Source organism: Flavobacterium niveum (genome assembly GCF_055231775.1).
The window spans coordinates 492,311-512,757 of the sequence record NZ_JBUYSX010000003.1; the positions used below are offsets into that span (position 1 = coordinate 492,311).

Genomic DNA, 20,447 nt, shown 5'->3' on the forward strand with positions numbered 1-20,447 from the left:
ATGTTTGTTTTAGACACTAATTCACACGAAATGTTGAACTTTATAATTAGTGGAAATTTGTGAAATTCGTGTCCGGTTTACACTTACAATTTTAAGCTTTTTATCGCTTTAATATTCTTATCCTTCAGTTTATTTATCCTGCGGGTGGTAAAATCGGTTACATTTTTCAGGTCAAAAACCGGTACGCCCGGCAGGGTTTCAGCCTTAATATCAATGAGTTCAGCACCCTTTACATCTTCTAAAATAAATGCCGGGCGGTAGTCGGCTTCATCAAATTCCAGCGTAATATTTTGCATCCTGATGTTTTTCGCATGGCGGATGTAAAACCCGTAAGCAGGTATCTGCCCAAACTCCTGCGGGTCGGGGTACGAGTTTTCCTTTTCCGGAACCACAATAGTAGCCTGTTCTTTGGTACCGCCGCCTTTTACCTTAATGTAAATGTTAGAAAAGACAATATCCTCCACATCATGCCCCGGTATGCCCATAAGCATGGAACCGTATTGCGGGTTATTGGCAATGACTACCACATTGTCTATAAGCACACGCTTTAAGCTGCCCACTTTGGCATCGGCAGGGCCGCGCATACGGCTGCCCAGCCGCAGGAAAAACGGTGCATTCAGCACGTCCTCCATCACCACGTTAGAGACCGTAATGTTTTCCAATACCGACCCGTCTACGGTTTCCAAAGCCAATCCGCGGCAGTGCTTAAAAACACAATTGCTTATTGTTATGTTCCTGAAATCGCCGTTACTTTCCGTACCCAGCTTTATCCTTCCGGTAACCACGCCCTTATCGGGTGCGGCCTTTTGTGTCTGTTGGAATGTACCGTCCAGGAAAGTACCTTCATCAAAACCATACACCTGGCAATTGGTTATCGTAACATTTTCAGTCGGGGCGGCATAACCTAAAGCATACGAAGCTTTAAGTACCAATGCATCATCATTGGGCGAATTTAACGCACAATCTGACACCCGCACATTTCGGCAACAGTCGATGTCTATGGCATCGCGGTTGGTGTCTATCAGCAGGTTGTTTATGGTAAGGTTGTCCACGCCCGTAGCCAGTATGGCAAAATGCCCGCCATGCAAAACGCTGAAATCACGCAGGGTTACATTACGGCACTTTTTCAGGGCAATAGATTTGTTGCCCAAACCTGGTTTGGCATTGCCCCACTTTTGCAGGCCCTTGCCATAAATGCGCCCGAAGCCTGTAATGGCAATGTTCTCAAGGTTTTCACCCCAGATGAGGCTGTTATGGAAGTGGCTGTGGCCAAAGTCCTGGTACTTTAGGGAATCGCCCCAAACGTTGGGTTCAGGGGCATCGTACTTACCGGGATGCTCGTCCATATTGGCAGCTATGAGCGTCGCGCCTGCTGCAAGGTGCAATGTAATATTACTTTTTAGGCGAATGGAAAAGCTCAGGTAGTTCCCCGCCGGGAGCACCACCGTACCGCCACCCGCATCGGCGGCGGCATTGATAGCTTTGTTTATGGCATCGGTATCCAGTGTTTTGCCATCGCCTTTAGCGCCAAAATCCCTTACGTTATATTCCGTAAGGGATTTGGCAGTTGATTGCCCATAGGTAAAATGGGTACATAGTATAAGGAGTATGGTGAATATTGCCCTCATATGCTTACTTTACCGATAACTTTACAACCGACTTCTTCACATCCTTTGCCGTTTTCAGTTTGTCTTTACCCAAAGGCGATTTTATGGTAATGTTAGCCGACCTGCTGCCTTCCACCTCAAAAGCGGTGGCAATAGCGTTATCGGTTTCAAAGCCCTCAATCTGAACGTTCTTCACGTTTTTAAGCTTCAATGCAGGCCCCTGCTCTACCGTAATTTTTATGTTTTTCAGGTTAATATTTTCAGATTCTACCAGTTCAGCGCCTTTTCTTGCTGTTACGGTAATGTCCTGCACGTTTATATTATCTATAGGCATTTCGGGCAGGCCGTTAAAGAACATCGCCCTTCCGGCCTGGCTGCACACTATATTTTTAATGTAAATGTTCCTGAATATTGGAGTGGTTTCATCTACAGCAGGCATCACTTCCGTTTTGGGCGTTTTTTCACCGTCTTCCAAAGTCTCCACAGCCGATTTACCCCCGTAATACAGATCGAACAACAGCGGTTCGGTGGCAATATCAAACATACTGATGTTCGATACATAGATGTTCTCTACCACACCTCCCCTGCCGCGCTTGCTTTTAAAACGCAGGCCAACATCGGTACCGAGGAACTGGCAATTGGTTACGGAGATATTCTTAACACCGCCACTCATTTCGCTGCCTACCACAAAACCGCCGTGGCCTTTAAATACGGTGCAGTTGTCTACAATTACATTTTCGCAGGCAAAATTACGCTTACGCCCATCTGCATCCTTACCCGATTTTATACAAATGCCGTCATCGCCTGCATCAAAAGTACTGTTAATAATCAGGGCATTTTTGCAGGATTCCAAATCCAGTGCATCGCCGTTTTGTGCATACGGTGGGTTACGCGCCTTAACACCTTCTATAATAATATTCTCGCACATCAGCGGGTGCAGGTTCCATGCCGGTGAGTTCTGGAAGATAACACCCTGCAACAATACATTTTTACACTCCTGAAGGCTTACCATAACCGGGCGCAGGAAATCACGTATAGCAGCCCATTCGGCATCGGTCTTCAGGTTTTTCGGTACGTTCATATCGCTTAGGGAATCGCCACGCTTAAACTGCGCCGACGGCATCCAGTAATCCGAACGTTTAAATACACCGCCTTTAGAAGTAGCTTCTTTCCAGAATTTTTCAGAAACCTTATCCTTTTTCAACGCACGCCAGTACTGGCCGTTGCCGTCTATGGCACCGTTACCGGTTATGGCTATGTTGGTTTGCCCCTTTGCCCATATGGGCGACTGGCAGCGGCGCGAATCAAGCCCTTCAAAAGAGGTCTCTATAATGGGGTACAGATTTTTATCGGGCGAAAAAAGGATTACCGCCCCTGCCTGTAAATGCAGGTTGATGTTGCTTTTTAAAACAATAGGCCCGGTAAACCATACCCCCGGAGGTACTATAAGCTTACCGCCACCCTTAGCCGAAAGCCCGTCAATAGCTTTGGCAAATGCCTGTGTATTCAGGGTAATGCCGTCGCCCACGCCACCGAAGTCCTTTATGGAAACTTCCCTGTCGGGGAACGTTGGCGGGGTTACCACCGGCATGCTGAACGGCAGGTTTTTATACAGGTACTCGTATTGGTTTTGTGCTGCCGCTAAAAACACGGTGCATAACGACAGCAGTAAAAATGTTTTTTTCATAATGTGGATTATTTGCCAAGCTCCAGGCAGCCCATGATGAATGGTCCGGTTGCCTTGGCATCGTTATCGCGTATGCGTTCGTTTATATAATATTCAAAGCTGCCATCCCTGTAAGGGGTACCGCCAAGCCCTGCCACAGCACAGCATTTGGTGAGGGTAAGCGTACCGTCGGTATTCTTCACAATCAGATTTTTCATAAGCCCGTCGTAGGCTTTCTCGGCTACCTTTTTGTATTTGGCATCAATGTAGCCCTTATTAACCGCCTTAGCATAGCCGTACATAAACATGGACGACACCGAAGCCTCAAGGTAGTTGCCCGGCTGCGTGCCTTTGTCTACCACCTGGTACCAAAGGCCGGTTTTGTCCTGGTAGCGCGGCAGTGCTTCGGCAAGCTGCTGAACAAGTTGTATAAGCTCCTGCCTTTTCGGGTGGTTTTGCGGGATATAATCCAGCGTATCTACAAGCGCCATATACCACCAGCCTATGCTGCGCCCCCAAAAGTTAGGCGACTGCCCTGTTTCGGGATTGGCCCATTTCTGGGTTTTGCTCTCGTCCCAAGCATGGTAATACAAACCTGTTTTGGCATCATACGTATGTTTGGCACATACCAGGAATTGGTTGATAACATCATCAAAAAGCTCGGGCTTGTTGAACTCAGCGGCATACTGCGCCAGGAAAGGCGAACCCATATACAGGCCGTCCAGCCATATCTGGTACTGGTAAATAAGCTTATGCCAAAACACGCCTTCATGGGTACGGGGCTGGTTTTTCAGCTGCTTTACCAGCCGGTCCATAGCCAGTTTGTACTTTTCGTTTTTGGTTTCTTTATATACGTCAAACAGTACCTTGCCCGAATTTACGTAATCTATATTATAGGTCTCCACCTCATACAGGTGAATTTCGCCCTTATCATTAATAATGCTGTCGGTCCATTTTTGTACATAATCAAAGTACTTACGGTCGCCGGTTTGTTTCCAGACCTTCAGCATGGCAAGGCATCCCAATCCTTGCGAATAGCCAAAATACAGGCGGCTGCCATGATCCAGCTGCCATGCCTGCGGAAACCGTTTCATTTCCGAATCTGCAAATTTTATGGAAGTCTTTTGGGCTGTCATGGGTACAACCATAAGCATTGCCAGTATCAATAAAAAGTATCTTTTCATAAGGTTTTGGTTTGATTTTTAAGGCATCGGTTTTAGCCCTTCCCACTGTACCTCCCAGGTACCGTCTTTCGGGAAACCGGGGTTGTTTGCCGTAGTTCCGTCCCAACCGGCGCACATCATGGAAATTGCCGTAAGCAGCCCACCGTTGCCCGGTAGGTATACGCGCAGGCGTTCGTCCTGGTAGTTGTGCCCGTTAGGCAGATAGGTATTGGTACGCTTATCCATCAGCAGGGCGCCCACAGCCTTATCGGGCTGGCCAAGGCGGGCAGCATCCATAGCCACCATAGGGTAATCCCAGCCCCAGGTTTCGTCCCAGTTCCAGTTATCCCAAATCCAGCTGAGTGTCCTTTTCATGGTTTCCGGCTTCAGCAGGCGGTTTTGCGGTAATATGCCCACTGCGCCAAGCACCGCAGGGTGGTCTGACGTGAAACGGATATCGGTATAGGTATTCAGTGCATCTTCCGAGGCCAGGTACAGCCCGTCCTTCTCCTTAAGCGAAGAAAGCTTGCTGATGATAACATCCCACTCGGGGTTGCGCTTTTGCCCCATACGCTCGCGCCATTGCTGGGCCACGTTAAGCGCATAATGCCAGTACGAAAGCTCAAACGGAGGGTTTACGGTTTCACTGGCACGAAGTGTTTCCTGTGCTGCGATAATGCCCTTCAACACGTAGCGGTCTTTCTCCTTATCGTAGGTGGCAAAGGAAGCCATGAACTCAGCAGTCTCCTGTACCAATGCGTTATATTTTTGTAATACCTCTTTAGTTGGCTTATCACGATAGATAAGTTCCGCCATATAAATATAATGTGGCTGCTGCCAAATAAGGAACGACCCTACCCCCGATGGCGCTTCTTCAGCGGTCGGGTCGGTCATTTTCATCCAGCGCAGGCCTTTAAAACCCTGCCTTTTGGCAATGTTCCTGGCTATAGGTGCCGCCTGCGTATACCAGTCCATACTGCGTTCCAGCAATTCAGGGCGGTTCCACAGGGCAAAGTGGGCCGCGTGCCACCAGTGCATTTCCAGGTGGAACTTGCCAAACCAGCTGTTGTACGTCAATCCCGTTTCCTGTGGCGGGTATTTTCCACCCGATTGTATTGCCATAAGGTATTGCGACAGTACCACCCGTCGTTCCAGCTCTTTAGCCCTTGGGTCGGTAGCTTTAGAGAAATCGACGACAGCGCCTTTTTGCCAGAAATTGTTCCAATAAGCAGTTGATTGCTTAAAGGTTTCCGTAGCTTCATTAAGATTTTTAGGCGGATTTTGCGTAAAGCTGCACACAAAGGAAAAATCATCGCTTTGCGGCTGCAGTGTGTAATGGTGCGGAGATTTCAGTTGCAACAGTGCCTTACCGGTATACTTTACCGATACATAGTAAACGGTAGTATCAAGCGTACGTTTCAATACAAACGAATGCCCGTCCTGCGAATAAATTTCGGTTTTATGTTTTTCGGGTGAAGACCAATCGGTAGCATCATCGGTATGCTTGCCTGTAGGATAAGGGAAACGGAAATTAATCTTCAGTTGCTTTTTGCTTATTAATGTCGACTTGACTATAAAACCTATTTGATCCTTATCAGGATGCGCAGCGGTTTGTACCGAAACAGCTGTACCGTCTATGGTATACTTACTATTTATAGCACCATTCCATAAATCCTGTACCTGATTAATGTTGGTAATATCCTTAGCAGTTACTGCGCTGCCATTTTTCTTATTCAGTTCAAGACCAATATACCCCAAATGCAACCTGTGCAGGTTTGCCCTGAAATAATTGGATGCATCCTGCTGGCGACCGGCATCCTTAAACTGTACCGAATACGGTTCTTCCCAACCGCGGAAGTTATAGTTTTTAAGCGCTTCTTCGGGCTTATAGTTTTCAGTATTTGGGTAACTGTGCCACCCCCATTGTGACTGCGTGCCCAGTGGTACACCCTCAGCATACAATTCCGGGAAGGTTTGCAGCCCCGTGGCATCTATCGTGTAGGCAAAATTTCCGTTGCCCACCGAAAGCGATGCATGCTTGTCAAACTGTTGTATGTGCGGGCTGTTGCGTTGCACCAGGGCATGGCGGTCTATCTTTGCCTTTTGTGCCATGCAGGGCAATGATATGGCCAGCAAGCTGATGTATAGCGCCTGTGTAATCTTATTTATCATTTTTTAATTCTTTTATTTACACCTACAAGGTCTTAAAGACCTTGCAGGAGCAGTAACGGTAACCTACAAGGTTTTTTCAACCTTGTAGGTTTATTTGTCTTCAATTTTAACCTTTTTCAGTACCACGTTTTTAATGCTTTGTGCTTTATCCAGCTGCCCTTTCGGGGAATTAATGGCAATGTTTTCAAACGTAAAGTCTTTCAGCTGGTACTTATCCGACTCAGCAATATCAAAGCCTACCGGGCAATCCAGCTTTATGTTTTTCATGGTAACATTCTGGCAGTACGACATCAGCGGCTCAGTACGTCCTTTCAGGTCAAAGAACTGTGTCCACGGCTTTACGCTGATAAGGCTGCCTGCATCGCCGGTAATATCCTGTACGGTGATGTACTCGTACAGTTGCGGGGTGTCAGGGCGCATTTTCAGGTGAAGTGTTTTCTCTGCCTGGTGAAGCTTACACCGCCTGAACAGTATATTATAGTTGTGAATGGATTCGCTGCCGCAGGTAAGTGCACTGTGGCAAAATCCGTATTCGTTATCCTCTATAAGTATGTTGCGGTTTTCTCCATTATTTACATCCTTATCAGAGTACGGGCCTTTACCGCCTTTAAGCGCAACGGCATCGTCGTTGACTGACATGTAGCAGTTCTTTATCAGGAAATTGGTACATACATCTATGTCCACAGCATCTGTACTGGGGGCTTTTACCGGGGCTTTAGGCGATGTAATACGCAGGTTGAGCAACTTCACGTTCTCACACTTATAGAAATGTGTTGTCCAGAAAGGCGAATCTTTCAGGTGCAAACCAGATACCTGCACATTTTTACTGTTTGAGATATAAATAAGGCGCGGACGCATTTCGTCTTTGTTGGTACACTTAGGGTTCCAGTTGCGGCGCAGCCAGAAGGCTTTCCAGTAGCGCAGGCCGTTGCCGTTTATAATGCCTTCACCCGAAACGGTAAAACCATCTACCCCATCAGCATTTACCAATGCCGGGAAATATTTACAGGTTTCGCCCTCTATACGGGTTTCCATCACCGGGAAATCGCTGATGTCGTCGCTGCCCTTTAGTACAGCACCTTTTTCCAGGTACAGGTGCGTACCTTGTTTAAAGAATACCGAACCCATTACATACGTACCGGACGGGATAACCACAACTCCCCCGCCCTGTGTGGCAGCCTTGTCTATAACCGCCTGAATTTTTGCGGTCTGTACAATAGTACTGTCGGCAGCAACACCGTGGTCGGTTATTTTATATTGTTTGCCAAGCGTGCTGATGTTTACGGCACCTGTTTTGCGGAACCATTCGGGTATGGGCGACCCGTCCGGAAATTTATCCTGCGCATACGATGCCGTAAACGCCAGCAGCAGCACTACTTTTAAAACTATTGATTTCATTATCGGTTTATTTTAGTTGTGTTTTTATCCAGGCCAGCACCGCCCTCTTGGTAGTATCTGACGACCAGTGTTCGTTTATTGGAGTTACAAGCAACTCTTTTTTACTTGTAAGCGAGTTGTATGCCGCATATGTTGTAGTGGGCGGGCAAACATCGTCATTAAACCCAAAAGTCATAAACGTAGGCACTTTAATGTTTTTGGCAAAATTCACCACATCATAATACTCAAGTGTTTTGATAATTTCAGGTTTGTCTAAACCACTTACCTTTTTAAACATGTGCGGATAGCCTCCGGCCCTGCCGTGCAGATAGCCTACCATATCGCTAAGTGCCGGGTAACTTGATGCGCATACCGTAACCCTTGGGTCGAGCCCGGCGGTTACCAGTGCAAGTGCTCCGCCCTGGCTGCCACCCTGTGCTATGATGTTTTTACCATCCCATTCCGGTAATGAAATAAGATAGTCAATGGCTCGCACGCAAGACAGGTATACCTTTTTCATATAGTAACGGTCACGGTCTTCAATGCCATTTACCAGGTAACCATTTTCAGGGCTGCTAAATGAATTGGCTATTTCCTTATAGGTTTTCACATCAAGGTCGGGGCGGATGCCATGTATTTCTATCTCAAGGCGAATCATGCCGCTTTCGGCATAAAACAGCCCTTTGGTGGGGTCTATCTGGTGGATGCCTGCACCCGGTGGTGTAAATACTACGGGGTACTTGCCCGGTTTCTTAGGCATAGACAGGTACCCGTAAATATTGTATCCCTCTTTATAGGCCTGTATTTTTACAAGGTAGGTATCTACTTTATCATTACAAAACTCGGGTGCCAAAGTCTTTTCTACCTTCATGGGGCAAAGTTCGGCCTCGGTTTTGGCTTTATCCCAAAACTCCTTAAAATCGGATGGGTATTGTGTATAGGGTTGTATCTTCTCAGGGTCGAAGCCTACTTTAATATGGTGGGTGTAGGTTTGCCCGCCTATTTCGGCAGTAAGCCTGCAATCGGTAAAGCCAGGTACAGTCATGGTGCCGAGTGAAAGCTCTGCCCTGCCGTCTTTCAGCTTCAGTTTACCTTCTTTTACAGCAGGCAGCAGCTCAGGGCCAAAGTTGTATTTCAACTCGGCATCATAGGGCATACCGTAGCGGTATAGCTGTATGGTTATTTTGGCTTCTTCTTTTACTTTATATATCCAGTCTTTTTTTGTGGGGGTGGTTACCCAAAGCACATCGCTTTCCGATGGGTAATTTTGTGCCTGCAACACAAGTGTATTAAGTAGTACAAATAATGATATAATGTAATTTTTAATCATTGGTATAGAAGAAAGGTTATTGCTTCAAAATGAAATAATCTATAAAATACTTTCCATTTTTTATATGAATGAAAATTATATCAGAATATTTTAATCAAATATAAAATTGTACAGCATAAGCAGTATCCTGTACTCTCTTGCCTGCATGATTTTATAAACCTGCAAAACACCCTGAAATGGACTTTAAAGATATTCTTCTGCGTACTGACAAAAAATTTTGCGCTATTTGTTAAAGATACGTTAACGAAAACGTTATATTGAAAAAGCTTAGTGTTTGCTGGATTCTCAGGATAATTTTTTATTCAGAAACTAACTAAAACGTTTTATTTTTTTTGAAATGGCAGGATAGTACAGGATAACCAGCCTTATGCAAAGACTAATTTTACTGTGAAATTTGAAAATAAAGCTGTAAAAAATTATTAACTTATGAAAAAAACTTACCAAACTTTTTTATTAAGATTCCTGGTAGTACTTTTTGCAATGATACCTGCAATTACTTTTGCACAGGGCAGGGTCATTGAAGGAACAGTACAGGATGGCAGCGGTACAGTACCGGGAGCCAACATTGTGGTAAAAGGCACCACCAGGAGCACACAAACCGACCTTGACGGTAAATTCAGCATTGAAGCCTCAAACGGCGAGGTCCTTGTAATTTCTTTTGTGGGAATGGAAACAAAAGAGGTTACCGTGACGGACCAGTCTAATTATTCGGTAACACTTGGTTCTGCCACACAGGAACTGGAAGAGGTAGTAGTTATCGGTTACGGGCAAAAGAAAAAATCAGACGTAACAGGTTCTATTATCAGTGTAAACGCAAAAGAACTTAAATCAAGGCCGGTAAACAACGCCCTTGAAGCCATGCAGGGTAAGGCTGCGGGTGTAGACATTACATCGAGCCAGCGCCCGGGTACACTGGGTAGCATTAACGTACGTGGTGTACGTTCACTTAGTGCCAGTAACAGCCCACTGTATGTGGTAGACGGCATTCCGCTTATTTCGGGCGGTATAGAAAACATCAACCCTCTTGACATAGAGTCGATAGACATCCTTAAAGATGCCTCTGCTACGGCTATTTACGGTTCAAGGGGAGCAAACGGTGTTGTAATTGTTAGTACAAAACAAGGTAAAGCCGGCAGGTTCAGCATCAGCCTTAACTACTCTTCTACTATAGAGAAGATAAGGGACCTTGCACCAAACATGAATGCGTCTCAGTACATTACATTCAGGCGTTGGGCTAAATACTACCAGGATCCTAACGTTTTCCCTCGTGGTGATATGCCTACTATAGAAAATGACCAGGCTATCTTCTTCGCTTCTCAAGACCCATATGCATGGGCCAACATAGAAAAAGGCTGGGAAGGCGGCACATGGGACGGTTCTAAAGTAACCTCTCGTGACTGGACAAACTATGTAACCCAAACGGGTATTACTAACCAGTACTCACTAAACGTAAGCGGTGGTTCAGACAAAATAAAAGCTTTCGGTTCATTTGGTTACCTTGATAACAAAGGTACCGTAGTAGGTCAGCAATACAAGCGCTATACCGGTAAAGTGAGTATAGATATAAAACCTGCAGAGTGGTTTGAGTTTGGCGGTACTATGAATGCCAGTTTTGGCGTGCTGCAATACGGCCAGTCACTTTCAGGACGTAGCGGCCTTGTAAACTCAGACAACCTTTATGATGCTGCAAAAGCAATCTACTCTTACGCAGTACCGTATGACGATGATGGAAACAGGATTCAGTTCCCGGGTGGTGATGATGCTGTAAGGACTGTAATTGATGAAAGGAAATACTCTAACGACGAGCGCCAAAACAGCCGTATCTTCGCCAGTTTCTTCTCACAAGTTGATTTCGGTGGCTTTACCGATGCGCTTAAAGGCCTTAAATATAGGGTAAACTTCGGTCCGGACCTTTCGTTTAACCGTAACGGTCTTTACCTTGACGGGCTTTCGGTAATACGAAGCGGCAACAGCTATGCATCGCTTTACAAAGACCAGGCGCTGTCTTATACGTTAGACCACCTGCTACTGTACAACAGGCAATTTGGTAAGCACAACATTGACCTTACCGGCCTTATGAGTGAAACCAAATACCGCTGGGAATCAAGCAATATAGCTGCGAATAACGTACCGTATTCAGACCAGCTTTGGAACGCACTTATCCCTGCAAACATTAGTACACTAAACCTTGCAGGCTACGGATCGGCACTTACCGAAAGGCAAATACTATCGTACATGGGCCGTGTAAACTATACCTATGACGATAAGTATAACTTTACTGCTTCGGGCCGATTTGATGGTGCATCACAGCTTGCAGACGGTAATAAGTGGGCATTCTTCCCGAGTGCTGCTGCCAGCTGGACACTAAGCAAGGAAGATTTCCTTTCAAATACCCAATGGATAAACAACCTGGGGCTAAGGCTGGGTGTAGGTGTGGTAGGTAACTCTGCTATAGACCCTTATGCTACAAAAGGAGCACTTGCTTCAACAATTTATCCACAAGGCAGTACACTGCTTTCTGGTAACCTGCCATCATTAACACTGGCTAACCAGGACCTTTCATGGGAGCGTACTACTTCATACAACCTCGGTATAGATTTCTCATTCTTTAAAACAAGGGTAAGCGGTGCTTTAGATTTCTATACTTCTAAAACAAATGACCTGCTACTGCTGCAACAGCTTAACCCTGTAAGCGGTTTTGACAATACATGGGCAAACGTAGGTGCTACAAAAAGCTCGGGTGCAGAACTTACACTAACTACTGTTAACGTAGATACAGGTAAATTCCAGTGGAGCAGTACCTTTAACGGATCTATCCAGACTAACGAAATTACACAGTTAGCAAACGGTATACAGGAAGACCTTGTAAACAACTGGTTTGTAGGACAACAGCTTGGTGTTATCTACGGTTACAAGGCCGATGGTATATGGAAACCTGAAGATGCCGAGCAAATGGCACTGTTTAATGCTAACGGACACGCATTTGAAGCAGGCCAGACAAGGCCAAAAGATTTAAATGGTGATAACAAGATTGATGCTAACAACGACCGTACGGTTATAGGAAGCACACTGCCAAAATATGTCGTGGGTCTTACTAATAACGTAAAATTCGGTAACTTTGATTTCAGCATATTCCTTTACGGAAGGCTTGATTACCTGTATGATACAGGTGGTGAGCACGAAGGCGGCCGCTTTAACCAAAGGCAGATTAACTATTATACTGAGACAAACCAGAATTCTGACTGGCAACGTCCTGAATATACTGCCGGTACTGCCGACCCTTACTACCAGTCATTAGGTTATAAAGACGGTTCATTCATCAAAATCAGGAACATATCTTTAGGGTATACTTTCCCTAAAACAATTACTGACAGGATGAAAATAAGCGGACTGAGGATTTACGTACAGGCCATGAACCCGGGTACTATCTACTCTAAAGTAGACTGGGTAGACCTTGATGTTAGGGCACGTTACTTTAACAGGGGCTTTGTAACAGGTATTAACTTTGACCTATAAACCCAAAAAATTTGTATTATGAAATTGATGAATAAAAAACTGATAGGTATAAATATCCTTGCCGTGGTAATTGCCATGGGAAGCCTTCAATCCTGCCATGATGATTTTCTGGATGAAGAGCTTACAACCGCAAGGAACAACGATTATTATAAAACCGAAGCGGGTGTTATAGCCCTGGGCAATGGTATGTACCAGCGTGCATTGGCATCGCCTTTCTCAGACGAGCTGCAGTACACCACTACTAACTACGGTACAGACGAATTTGCCATAGGCGGAGACGATAGTAACGGTACCTGGAACCGCTATAATGCCAACTTCCAGTCTATTATACCGGTTATAAACTCTAACACTATAGGATCTGAGCGCCAGTGGAACTGGGCGTATACTACTATAGGTATGGCTAACCTGCTTATAAAAAGCGCTACAGATATTACTTCTACAAACCCGGCTGTTAAGGAAACTGCCATGGGCGAAGGGTATTTCTTCCGTGCTTACCTGTACCTGCGCCTTGTAAGCCAGTACGGTGGTGTGCCACTTAAAATTACGGCATCTACCACTCCTGAAAATGAGTTTACCCGCGCTACAGCGGCAGAGGTATACGAGCAGATTATAGCCGACTTTAACCAGGCAATTACACTACTGCCTGCATCGGGTTTCCCTGCAAAAGTGACTAAAGATGCTGCAAAGCATTACCTTGCTAAAGCTTACCTGTACCGTGCCAGCGAAATTAACGATTCATGGAACGGTTCTACAAAACAGGCCGACCTTAGCCAGTGTAAATCACTGTGTGATGAGGTAATAGCCAGCCACCCGCTTGCTACTAACTACGGCGACCTTTGGACGTATGCCGGAGCAGACGGAGCCAGCGAAAGCCTGCCTGAAATTATCCTTTCTGCACAGTTTACAGATGATATTACAATGACTTCAGGAAACTGTACCCACCTGTACTACACGTCTAAATACGATGACCTTCCGATGATGAAGCGCGACCTTACCGGTATGCGTCCGTATACACGCCTTGCCCCTACGTATTTCACTTACGAGGTGTTTGACGGTGTAAACGATTCACGTTTCTGGAAGAGTTTCCGTACCAAGCACCGTGTTAACAACGCTTCGGGCGGATACTACGCTAACGGCGACCTGGGTATTCTGTACATCAACAACCCTAAAGGTGATGCGACCTATGTACAAAGGAAATATAATAACACTGTTATAGACGTAAATTCACCAACAAGCAAAACGATACCGAGTGTATATGTAGTACACAATACCAATAATGAATCGATGCTTACTGAGCCACGTTTCCCTTCGCTATCAAAATTCTTTGATGCATCAAGGGTGGGTGTAAATGATACTAAAGGTTTCCGTGATGCCATACTGGCCCGTTCTGCTGAAACGTACCTTATGGCTGCTGAAGCCGAAGCAAGGCTGGCTTCTTTAGGCGGTGGTGGTTCTTACGCTACAGCACTTAACTATATTAATGCTGTGCGTGCAAGGGCTGCCTTTAAATCAGGTGAAGACCGTGCTGCTTATAAAGACGGTGGCGCTGCTTATGTGGTTTCTACTTCAGGGCAAAGTGCTGATGCCAACTCATACATGACTAAAAACTCGTACTATGAGTCTACACACATAGCGGTAACTACCGCTGCTACAAGCTTAACAATTTCAGACCTTGGCAACCTTCCGCAGGTAGACCAGGATATCGCTTCAACTCTTGGCGTAAGTGGTGATTTCGGACGTATGCTGTGCCTAATCCTAAACGAGCGTACAAGGGAACTTTGTGGTGAAATGCACCGTTGGCCAGACCTTGCACGTACCAAAACACTGGTATCACGTGCCCAGGCTTACAACCCTTCGGCTGCACCAAACGTTCAGGAGAAGCATAACTACAGGCCTATACCGCAAACCTTCCTTGACCTTAACTTTACAGGTGGAAGGCCGCTTACAGCCGAAGAAAAACAGGCTATGCAAAATCCTGGTTACTAATAGTTTTATAAAAAAATCAGGTTACTTAGTTAATAAATTTGGGTTTGTTTATTTACTTTCACTACACAGGCTATTGCCTGTGTAGTGTTTTTATATCGGCCCATCAGCAAAACAGCCTAAACCATGAAAAGATTACTTATACTGCTGGCAAGCCTTACACTGGCATCATGCTACAGCCAAAAAGGACCGGCAATAACAAAAATTAAGATAGATGCTCCTTTTGAAATGCCTGCCATACAGGTAGCAGATTTCAGTAAATGCCCAAAATTCAACATTACTGATTACGGTGCCGTTAAGGGAAATAAAGAAAAGAACACTGCCGCCATAACCAAAGCCATAAGCGAAGCCAGTAAAAGGAATGGCGGTACAGTAATAATACCACCGGGCGAATGGGTTACCGGCAGCATCCATTTTAAAAGCAATGTAAACCTGCATTTACAGGAAGGTGCCGTACTCCTGTTTTCAGCTGACCCGAAAGATTACCTGCCTGCCGTACACACCACCTGGGAGGGTATGGAGTGCTATAACTACTCACCCCTTATTTACGCCCACAATTGTACAAATGTAGCCATAACGGGTAAAGGCACGCTAAAAGCCGGTATGGAAACCTGGGAGAAGTGGTTTGCAAGGCCCGCAGGCCACATGAACAGCCTGAAGCTATTATACAACCAGTGTGCTAAAAACGTACCGGTAGAGCAGCGACAAATGGTAAATGACTCGGCAAACCTGAGGCCGCAGTTTATACAGTTTAACCGTTGCAAAAATGTATTGCTGGAAGGCGTTTCCATTAAAGACAGCCCGTTTTGGGTGATACATCCTTACCTGTGCAATGACGTGGTGATACGCAAGGTGAATGTTTTTGCCCACGGGCATAACAACGACGGCGTAGACCCCGAAATGAGCCAGAACGTACTTATTGAAGACTGTGTTTTCGACCAGGGAGATGATGCCATTGCCATAAAATCAGGGCGTGACCAGGATGCATGGAGGCTTAATACACCTGCTAAGAATATCGTGATTCGCAACTGCCTTGTAAAGAACGGCCACCAATTGGTAGCCATAGGCAGCGAAATGAGCGGTGGTGTGGAGAATGTGTTTATTGATAACTGCAAAGTAGTCGACGGCGCCAAGCTGAACCACCTCCTGTTCCTGAAAACCAACGAACGCAGGGGCGGTTACATGAAAAACATTTACATGCAGAATGTGGAATCGGGTAAGATAGACCTGGGAATACTGGGCATAGAAACCGATGTTATATACCAATGGAAAAACCTCGTACCCATGTACGAGCGCAGGCTCACCCCTATTTCGGGAATCCACCTTACCAATGTAAAGGCTACCGATGTAAAGTTTATTTCGCGTATACTGGGCGAAAAAGAGCTACCCATACAACAGGTATCGCTTAAAAACGTAAGTGCGGTAACCGTAAGGGAAAAGGAACACATCCACGAAAACCTGTTACAGTTTACCGAAACAAAGTAATGTAAATAGTTCAACACCGTTATTTTTTAATTTTACACAAAGGCCACAAAGTTTTTCACGGAGATACACGAAGCAAAACCTGTCCGCCATCGGCAGAAGGCCACAAAGCTGTTGCGTAAAGCCTTGTGGCCTTCAATCCAATAACTTGGATTGTTGTCTTTGTGTGAACCTTGTGAAAAACTTTGTGGCCTTTGTGGTAAAAATATAGGGAATGACTAAAAATCAATTTAGAATAGATAAAATTCCCTATCCTCAAAAATTAAAGCGGCCCGTTATTGAAACCAATAACGGGCCGCGAACTTAAAACAACACACTAAATTCTTTTGGGTATTTAAAACTTATCCCTTGTTTTTATATCATCATCCCAATGGTGGTCTTTCGGGAACGGCTGCCCACCCCATGCCTTTTTGCTCGTCCAGTCCTGTGGGGCATCCGTCCAGAACGGGTGCGTGGCAGGCAGGCCAAGCGGCATAAACGACAGTGAAGTCATGTACAGGCTTCCGTTATTGGTATACCAGTCCGATACATTTACCTGGCTTCCGGCAAAGCCTATCGTCAGGTAACCTTTGGCATTAAAATTATTTTGTTTGTCAAACATCCTCTTCATTACGGCAGTAAGCGCGGCACGTACCTGTCCGTTGGTTACACCCTCCGGAAGGCGCTGGTATTGCGCCATAAGCGCAAGGGGCTGCATGGTGGCCATACGGTACGGTATAGAGCGCCCAAACACCGGGAACGTACCTTCAGGCGAAATAAAACGCTCCAGTACGAGGGCATATTTTTGCGCGCGTTTCAGTTCGCGGTCATAGTATTTTTCATAGTCAATACGTGTATTGGCATGCACATCCTTCATCCCCTGGCAGGTTTCCAGGTACATCGGGTGGAACACGTAGCTGCTGTAATAGTCAAACGAAAACGAAGGCCCGTCGGCATACCAGCCGTCACCCACGTACCACTCCTCTACCTTGCGTATCGCCAAATTGATACGGTACTCGTCATACGGTGCCCCTGCCTTGGCAAGGAACGTTTCCACCGTAGCTGAGAACAGCACCCAGTTGGTATACGGCGGGTCTATGCGGCGCAGCTGGGTAAACTCCTCTATGTAGCGTTTTTTGGTTTCAGCATCTAATGGTACCCAAAGCGCATCATACGCACGTAAAAAACTCTCGGCAATATAGGCTGCATCTACCAGCGCCTGCCCATGCCCTCGCCACAGCAGGTAATCAGGGCTATTAGGGTCTACGGCATTAGTATAACTTTTCAAGGCCCACTCACGCAGCTGCTTGCGCATTTTACCTTCATTAGTAGCATCATCGGGTAAACTCAACCATGGCGAAATACCAGCCATCAGCCTGCCGAAAGCTTCCATATAGGTTACTTTCTTATCGCGTCCATCCCAAGCCGGGCTAACTTCTACCAGCATGTTTTGCTGTAGTTTACCCTCGGCCATATTGCGTAGCACAGGTTCTGCAATCTTATACGCAAGTGCACTCCAGTAGGCCCTGTCCTTGCCTGCTTCATTTTCCGCTTCCAAAAAGCGAACGTACTCGCAACTTGCTAAAAGGAATGCCCCCACACCAAAGTTGGCTGTAGAATTAGCATCAACCACTTGTCCCGGTATGGCCTTCTCCCCTATGGGCTGCACATAACCGATACGGCCGTCTTTTTGCAGGGCGGTAGTTTTGAGGTAACCCCACGCTTTATTAATTACCGGCATAAAAGCCGTTTTGTCTAAATAATTATTGTTTACGCCCCACAACATAGCGTACGTAAAGAATGCCGTACCACTGGTTTCAGGCCCGGGGGCATGCTGTGCATCCATCATGCTACGTGTCCAGTAGCCTTCGGGTTGTTGTATGGCTGCCACGGCTTTCGCCATATTTTGGAACTTCTGCACAAAGAAATCGCGGTGCTTATAATCGGCTGGCAGGTCTTTTATAACCTTTGCCAAACCGGCCAATACCCAACCGTCTCCCCTCGCCCAGAAATCCTTTTTACCATTCACACTTTTGTGCTGCGGGTACACGTATTTGGCATCACGATAGTACAGGTTTTCATCTTTGTCAAACATAATCCCGTCGGCATACGACAGGTATTCGTATAGTTTGTCCAGGTACTGCCTGTTGTTGGTAATCTTGTACATTTTGGTCATTACCGGCATTACCATATACAGGCCGTCACTCCACCACCAGTAATCGTTTCGTGGAGTAGACATCTCATACTCCATTACTTCTTTTGCGCGAGCTATCTTACGGTTTTCCGGCAAAAGGTTGTATAAATCGGCATGTACCTGGAAACATATCTGGTAATCGCCAAACAGCACATAATCATCGGTTTCACCGTAGGTAGATTTCCATTCTGCCTTGTTGGTTCCTTTGGCCCCCATCCATTGGTTATGTTCCGCCCACGCTTCAGAATAGGCACGGTACTTTTCATTGCCCGTAAGCATATAGGCCTCCATGTTACCGGTATGGTAGGCGGCATTATCCCAAAACGCACGGTTTTGCGGTGTGTTATGGGTTTGCCAGTAGGTATTTACCTTATCGATTATTTTGCGTACCTGTTCGGGGCTATCCTTTTTTTGGGCAAAAGAATAATACCCGGAAAGGCACACCAAAAGGCATAAGAGTGGCTTTACAACAATGTTGTGTTTGTACATAGTAAAATGATTTTGACTGAGCCGTAAATATATCGGCTTTATGCAATATCTCAAACGATGTAACTAATAAATATCTTTAATTTTATACTACAGGTCGGTAATAGGCTTGTATTTAGGTACCAGTGTTTTCATTACAAACCAGGCCACAATATAGGCCACGGCACAAAACGAGAACATTATGGTGTAGCCGGTTTCTATATGGCCTAATGCTTTATAATGGTCAAACAGCGCACCGCCTACTTTGGTAACGATAACACCGCCTATACCACCCGCCATACCGCCAATACCTACTACACTGCCCACCGCCTTTTTAGGGAACATATCGCTCACCGTGGTAAAGATATTAGCGCTCCAAGCCTGGTGTGCACTGGCGCCAATACCTATAAGCAATACCGGCATCCAGTAGCTGGAACCGCCCAAAGGCTGTGCAAGCAACACTATAAGCGGGAAAAGCGCTATGATAAGCATGGCACGCATACGCCCGTCATACGCACTGTACCCCTTCTTTATAAAATACTTGGGGAACCAGCCGCCGCCTATACTGCCAAACATGGTCATGGTATACAGCACTGCCAGTGGCAACTGCATGTCTTTAGATTCCATGTTGTATTGTGCAGCAAGGTATTTTGGCAACCAGAACAGGAAGAACCACCATACACCGTCTGTCATGAATTTACCAAACACAAAGGCCCAGGTTTGTTTATAACCTAAAAGACTGAACCATGAAACTTTAGCTTCAGCAGCCTCGTGTTTTGGTTCAACTGCCTCTAATGGTTTATCTTCGACATCGCTATTGATATATTCGTATTCTGATGCCGAAAGCCTTTTTTGCTTTTCAGGCTTTTCATAGAACAGGAGCCAAAATATTAGCCATACAAAGCCGGCAATGCCTACTATTTTAAAAGCCCATTCCCAGCCCCATGCCGCTGCGATAACAGGTACACTGATGGGTGCCAGTATAGCACCGATGTTAGCTCCCGAGTTGAAAATACCCGTAGCTAACGCCCTTTCTTTTTTCGGGAAATATTCGGCGGTGGCCTTAATGGCTGCGGGGAAGTTACCCGCCTCGCCAAAGCCAAGTACGGCGCGGCTTATCATAAAACCTATGATTGACGGTGCGGCAACAATGCCTATACCCTGCAATAACGGGCTTAACGCCCCACCTACCGGAACCGATTTGGCATGCAAAATAGCGCCAAGGCTCCATACAACAATAGCAATGGCATAGCCCCATTTGGTACCAAGCTTATCTATAAACCTGCCGGCAAACAGCATGGAAAGTGCATAGATAAACTGGAATACCGCAGTAATATCGGCATAATCAGACTCACTCCAGCCAAATTCTTTAGAAAGGTCGGGCGCAAGCAGGCTCAGTACCTGCCTGTCCAGGTAGTTTATGGTAGTGGCCACAAACAGCAGGGAACAGATGGTCCAGCGGTAACGGCCTATAGATTGCAGGGTATTTGTACTCATGTTTATTTGTTTTATG

Annotated in this window: 11 protein-coding genes; 3 read left to right on the forward strand and 8 right to left on the reverse strand. The window is 45.9% G+C overall.

Annotation, left to right across the window (positions count from 1 at the left end; translation table 11 throughout):
* Positions 1 to 83: 83 nt before the first annotated feature.
* The 6 genes from ACZIX4_RS10535 to ACZIX4_RS10560 all read right to left on the reverse strand — a co-directional run bounded on the left by ACZIX4_RS10535 (position 84) and on the right by ACZIX4_RS10560 (position 9,315).
* On the reverse strand, positions 84 to 1,628 hold the full coding sequence (locus ACZIX4_RS10535; RefSeq protein ID WP_463335594.1) for a rhamnogalacturonidase: 1,545 nt from the start codon (positions 1,626 to 1,628) through the stop codon (positions 84 to 86).
* A 4-nt stretch (positions 1,629 to 1,632) separates the two neighbouring features.
* Complete coding sequence (locus ACZIX4_RS10540) at positions 1,633 to 3,294, reverse strand: glycoside hydrolase family 28 protein (RefSeq protein ID WP_463335595.1); 1,662 nt, start codon at positions 3,292 to 3,294, stop codon at positions 1,633 to 1,635.
* Positions 3,295 to 3,302: 8 nt separating this feature from the next.
* Positions 3,303 to 4,457: a glycoside hydrolase family 88/105 protein gene (locus tag ACZIX4_RS10545; RefSeq protein WP_463335596.1), complete on the reverse strand. Its 1,155-nt coding sequence runs from the start codon at positions 4,455 to 4,457 to the stop codon at positions 3,303 to 3,305.
* Positions 4,458 to 4,475: 18 nt separating this feature from the next.
* Positions 4,476 to 6,608, reverse strand: coding sequence for a hypothetical protein (locus ACZIX4_RS10550; protein ID WP_463335597.1), 2,133 nt, complete (start codon positions 6,606 to 6,608; stop codon positions 4,476 to 4,478).
* 90 nt (positions 6,609 to 6,698) lie between these two features.
* Entirely contained in the window at positions 6,699 to 8,006 is a 1,308-nt protein-coding gene (locus ACZIX4_RS10555) for a rhamnogalacturonidase (protein WP_463335598.1), read from the reverse strand.
* 7 nt (positions 8,007 to 8,013) lie between these two features.
* Positions 8,014 to 9,315, reverse strand: coding sequence for an acetylxylan esterase (locus ACZIX4_RS10560; RefSeq protein WP_463335599.1), 1,302 nt, complete (start codon positions 9,313 to 9,315; stop codon positions 8,014 to 8,016).
* Positions 9,316 to 9,741: 426 nt separating this feature from the next.
* On the opposite strand from ACZIX4_RS10560, the gene ACZIX4_RS10565 reads away from it, so the two are divergent.
* From ACZIX4_RS10565 to ACZIX4_RS10575, 3 genes are all read left to right on the forward strand, one after another.
* Positions 9,742 to 12,831, forward strand: coding sequence for a SusC/RagA family TonB-linked outer membrane protein (locus tag ACZIX4_RS10565; RefSeq protein ID WP_463335600.1), 3,090 nt, complete (start codon positions 9,742 to 9,744; stop codon positions 12,829 to 12,831).
* 18 nt (positions 12,832 to 12,849) lie between these two features.
* The gene (locus ACZIX4_RS10570) at positions 12,850 to 14,817 is read left to right on the forward strand and encodes a RagB/SusD family nutrient uptake outer membrane protein (protein ID WP_463335601.1); all 1,968 of its coding nucleotides are present in this window, start codon (positions 12,850 to 12,852) and stop codon (positions 14,815 to 14,817) included.
* A gap of 123 nt (positions 14,818 to 14,940) precedes the next feature.
* Positions 14,941 to 16,299 carry a glycoside hydrolase family 28 protein gene (locus tag ACZIX4_RS10575; protein WP_463335602.1) on the forward strand — a complete coding sequence of 453 codons (1,359 nt, stop codon included), beginning with the start codon at positions 14,941 to 14,943 and terminating at the stop codon, positions 16,297 to 16,299.
* Positions 16,300 to 16,630: 331 nt separating this feature from the next.
* Here ACZIX4_RS10575 and ACZIX4_RS10580 read toward each other — a convergent pair whose 3' ends face one another.
* Both ACZIX4_RS10580 and ACZIX4_RS10585 read right to left on the reverse strand, forming a co-directional pair.
* Positions 16,631 to 18,958 (reverse strand): DUF2264 domain-containing protein, encoded by a 2,328-nt coding sequence (locus tag ACZIX4_RS10580; protein ID WP_463335603.1) that lies wholly within the window; start codon positions 18,956 to 18,958, stop codon positions 16,631 to 16,633.
* Between the two features lie 87 nt (positions 18,959 to 19,045).
* Positions 19,046 to 20,431 carry an MFS transporter gene (locus tag ACZIX4_RS10585; protein ID WP_463335604.1) on the reverse strand — a complete coding sequence of 462 codons (1,386 nt, stop codon included), beginning with the start codon at positions 20,429 to 20,431 and terminating at the stop codon, positions 19,046 to 19,048.
* Between the last annotated feature and the right edge of the window lie 16 nt (positions 20,432 to 20,447).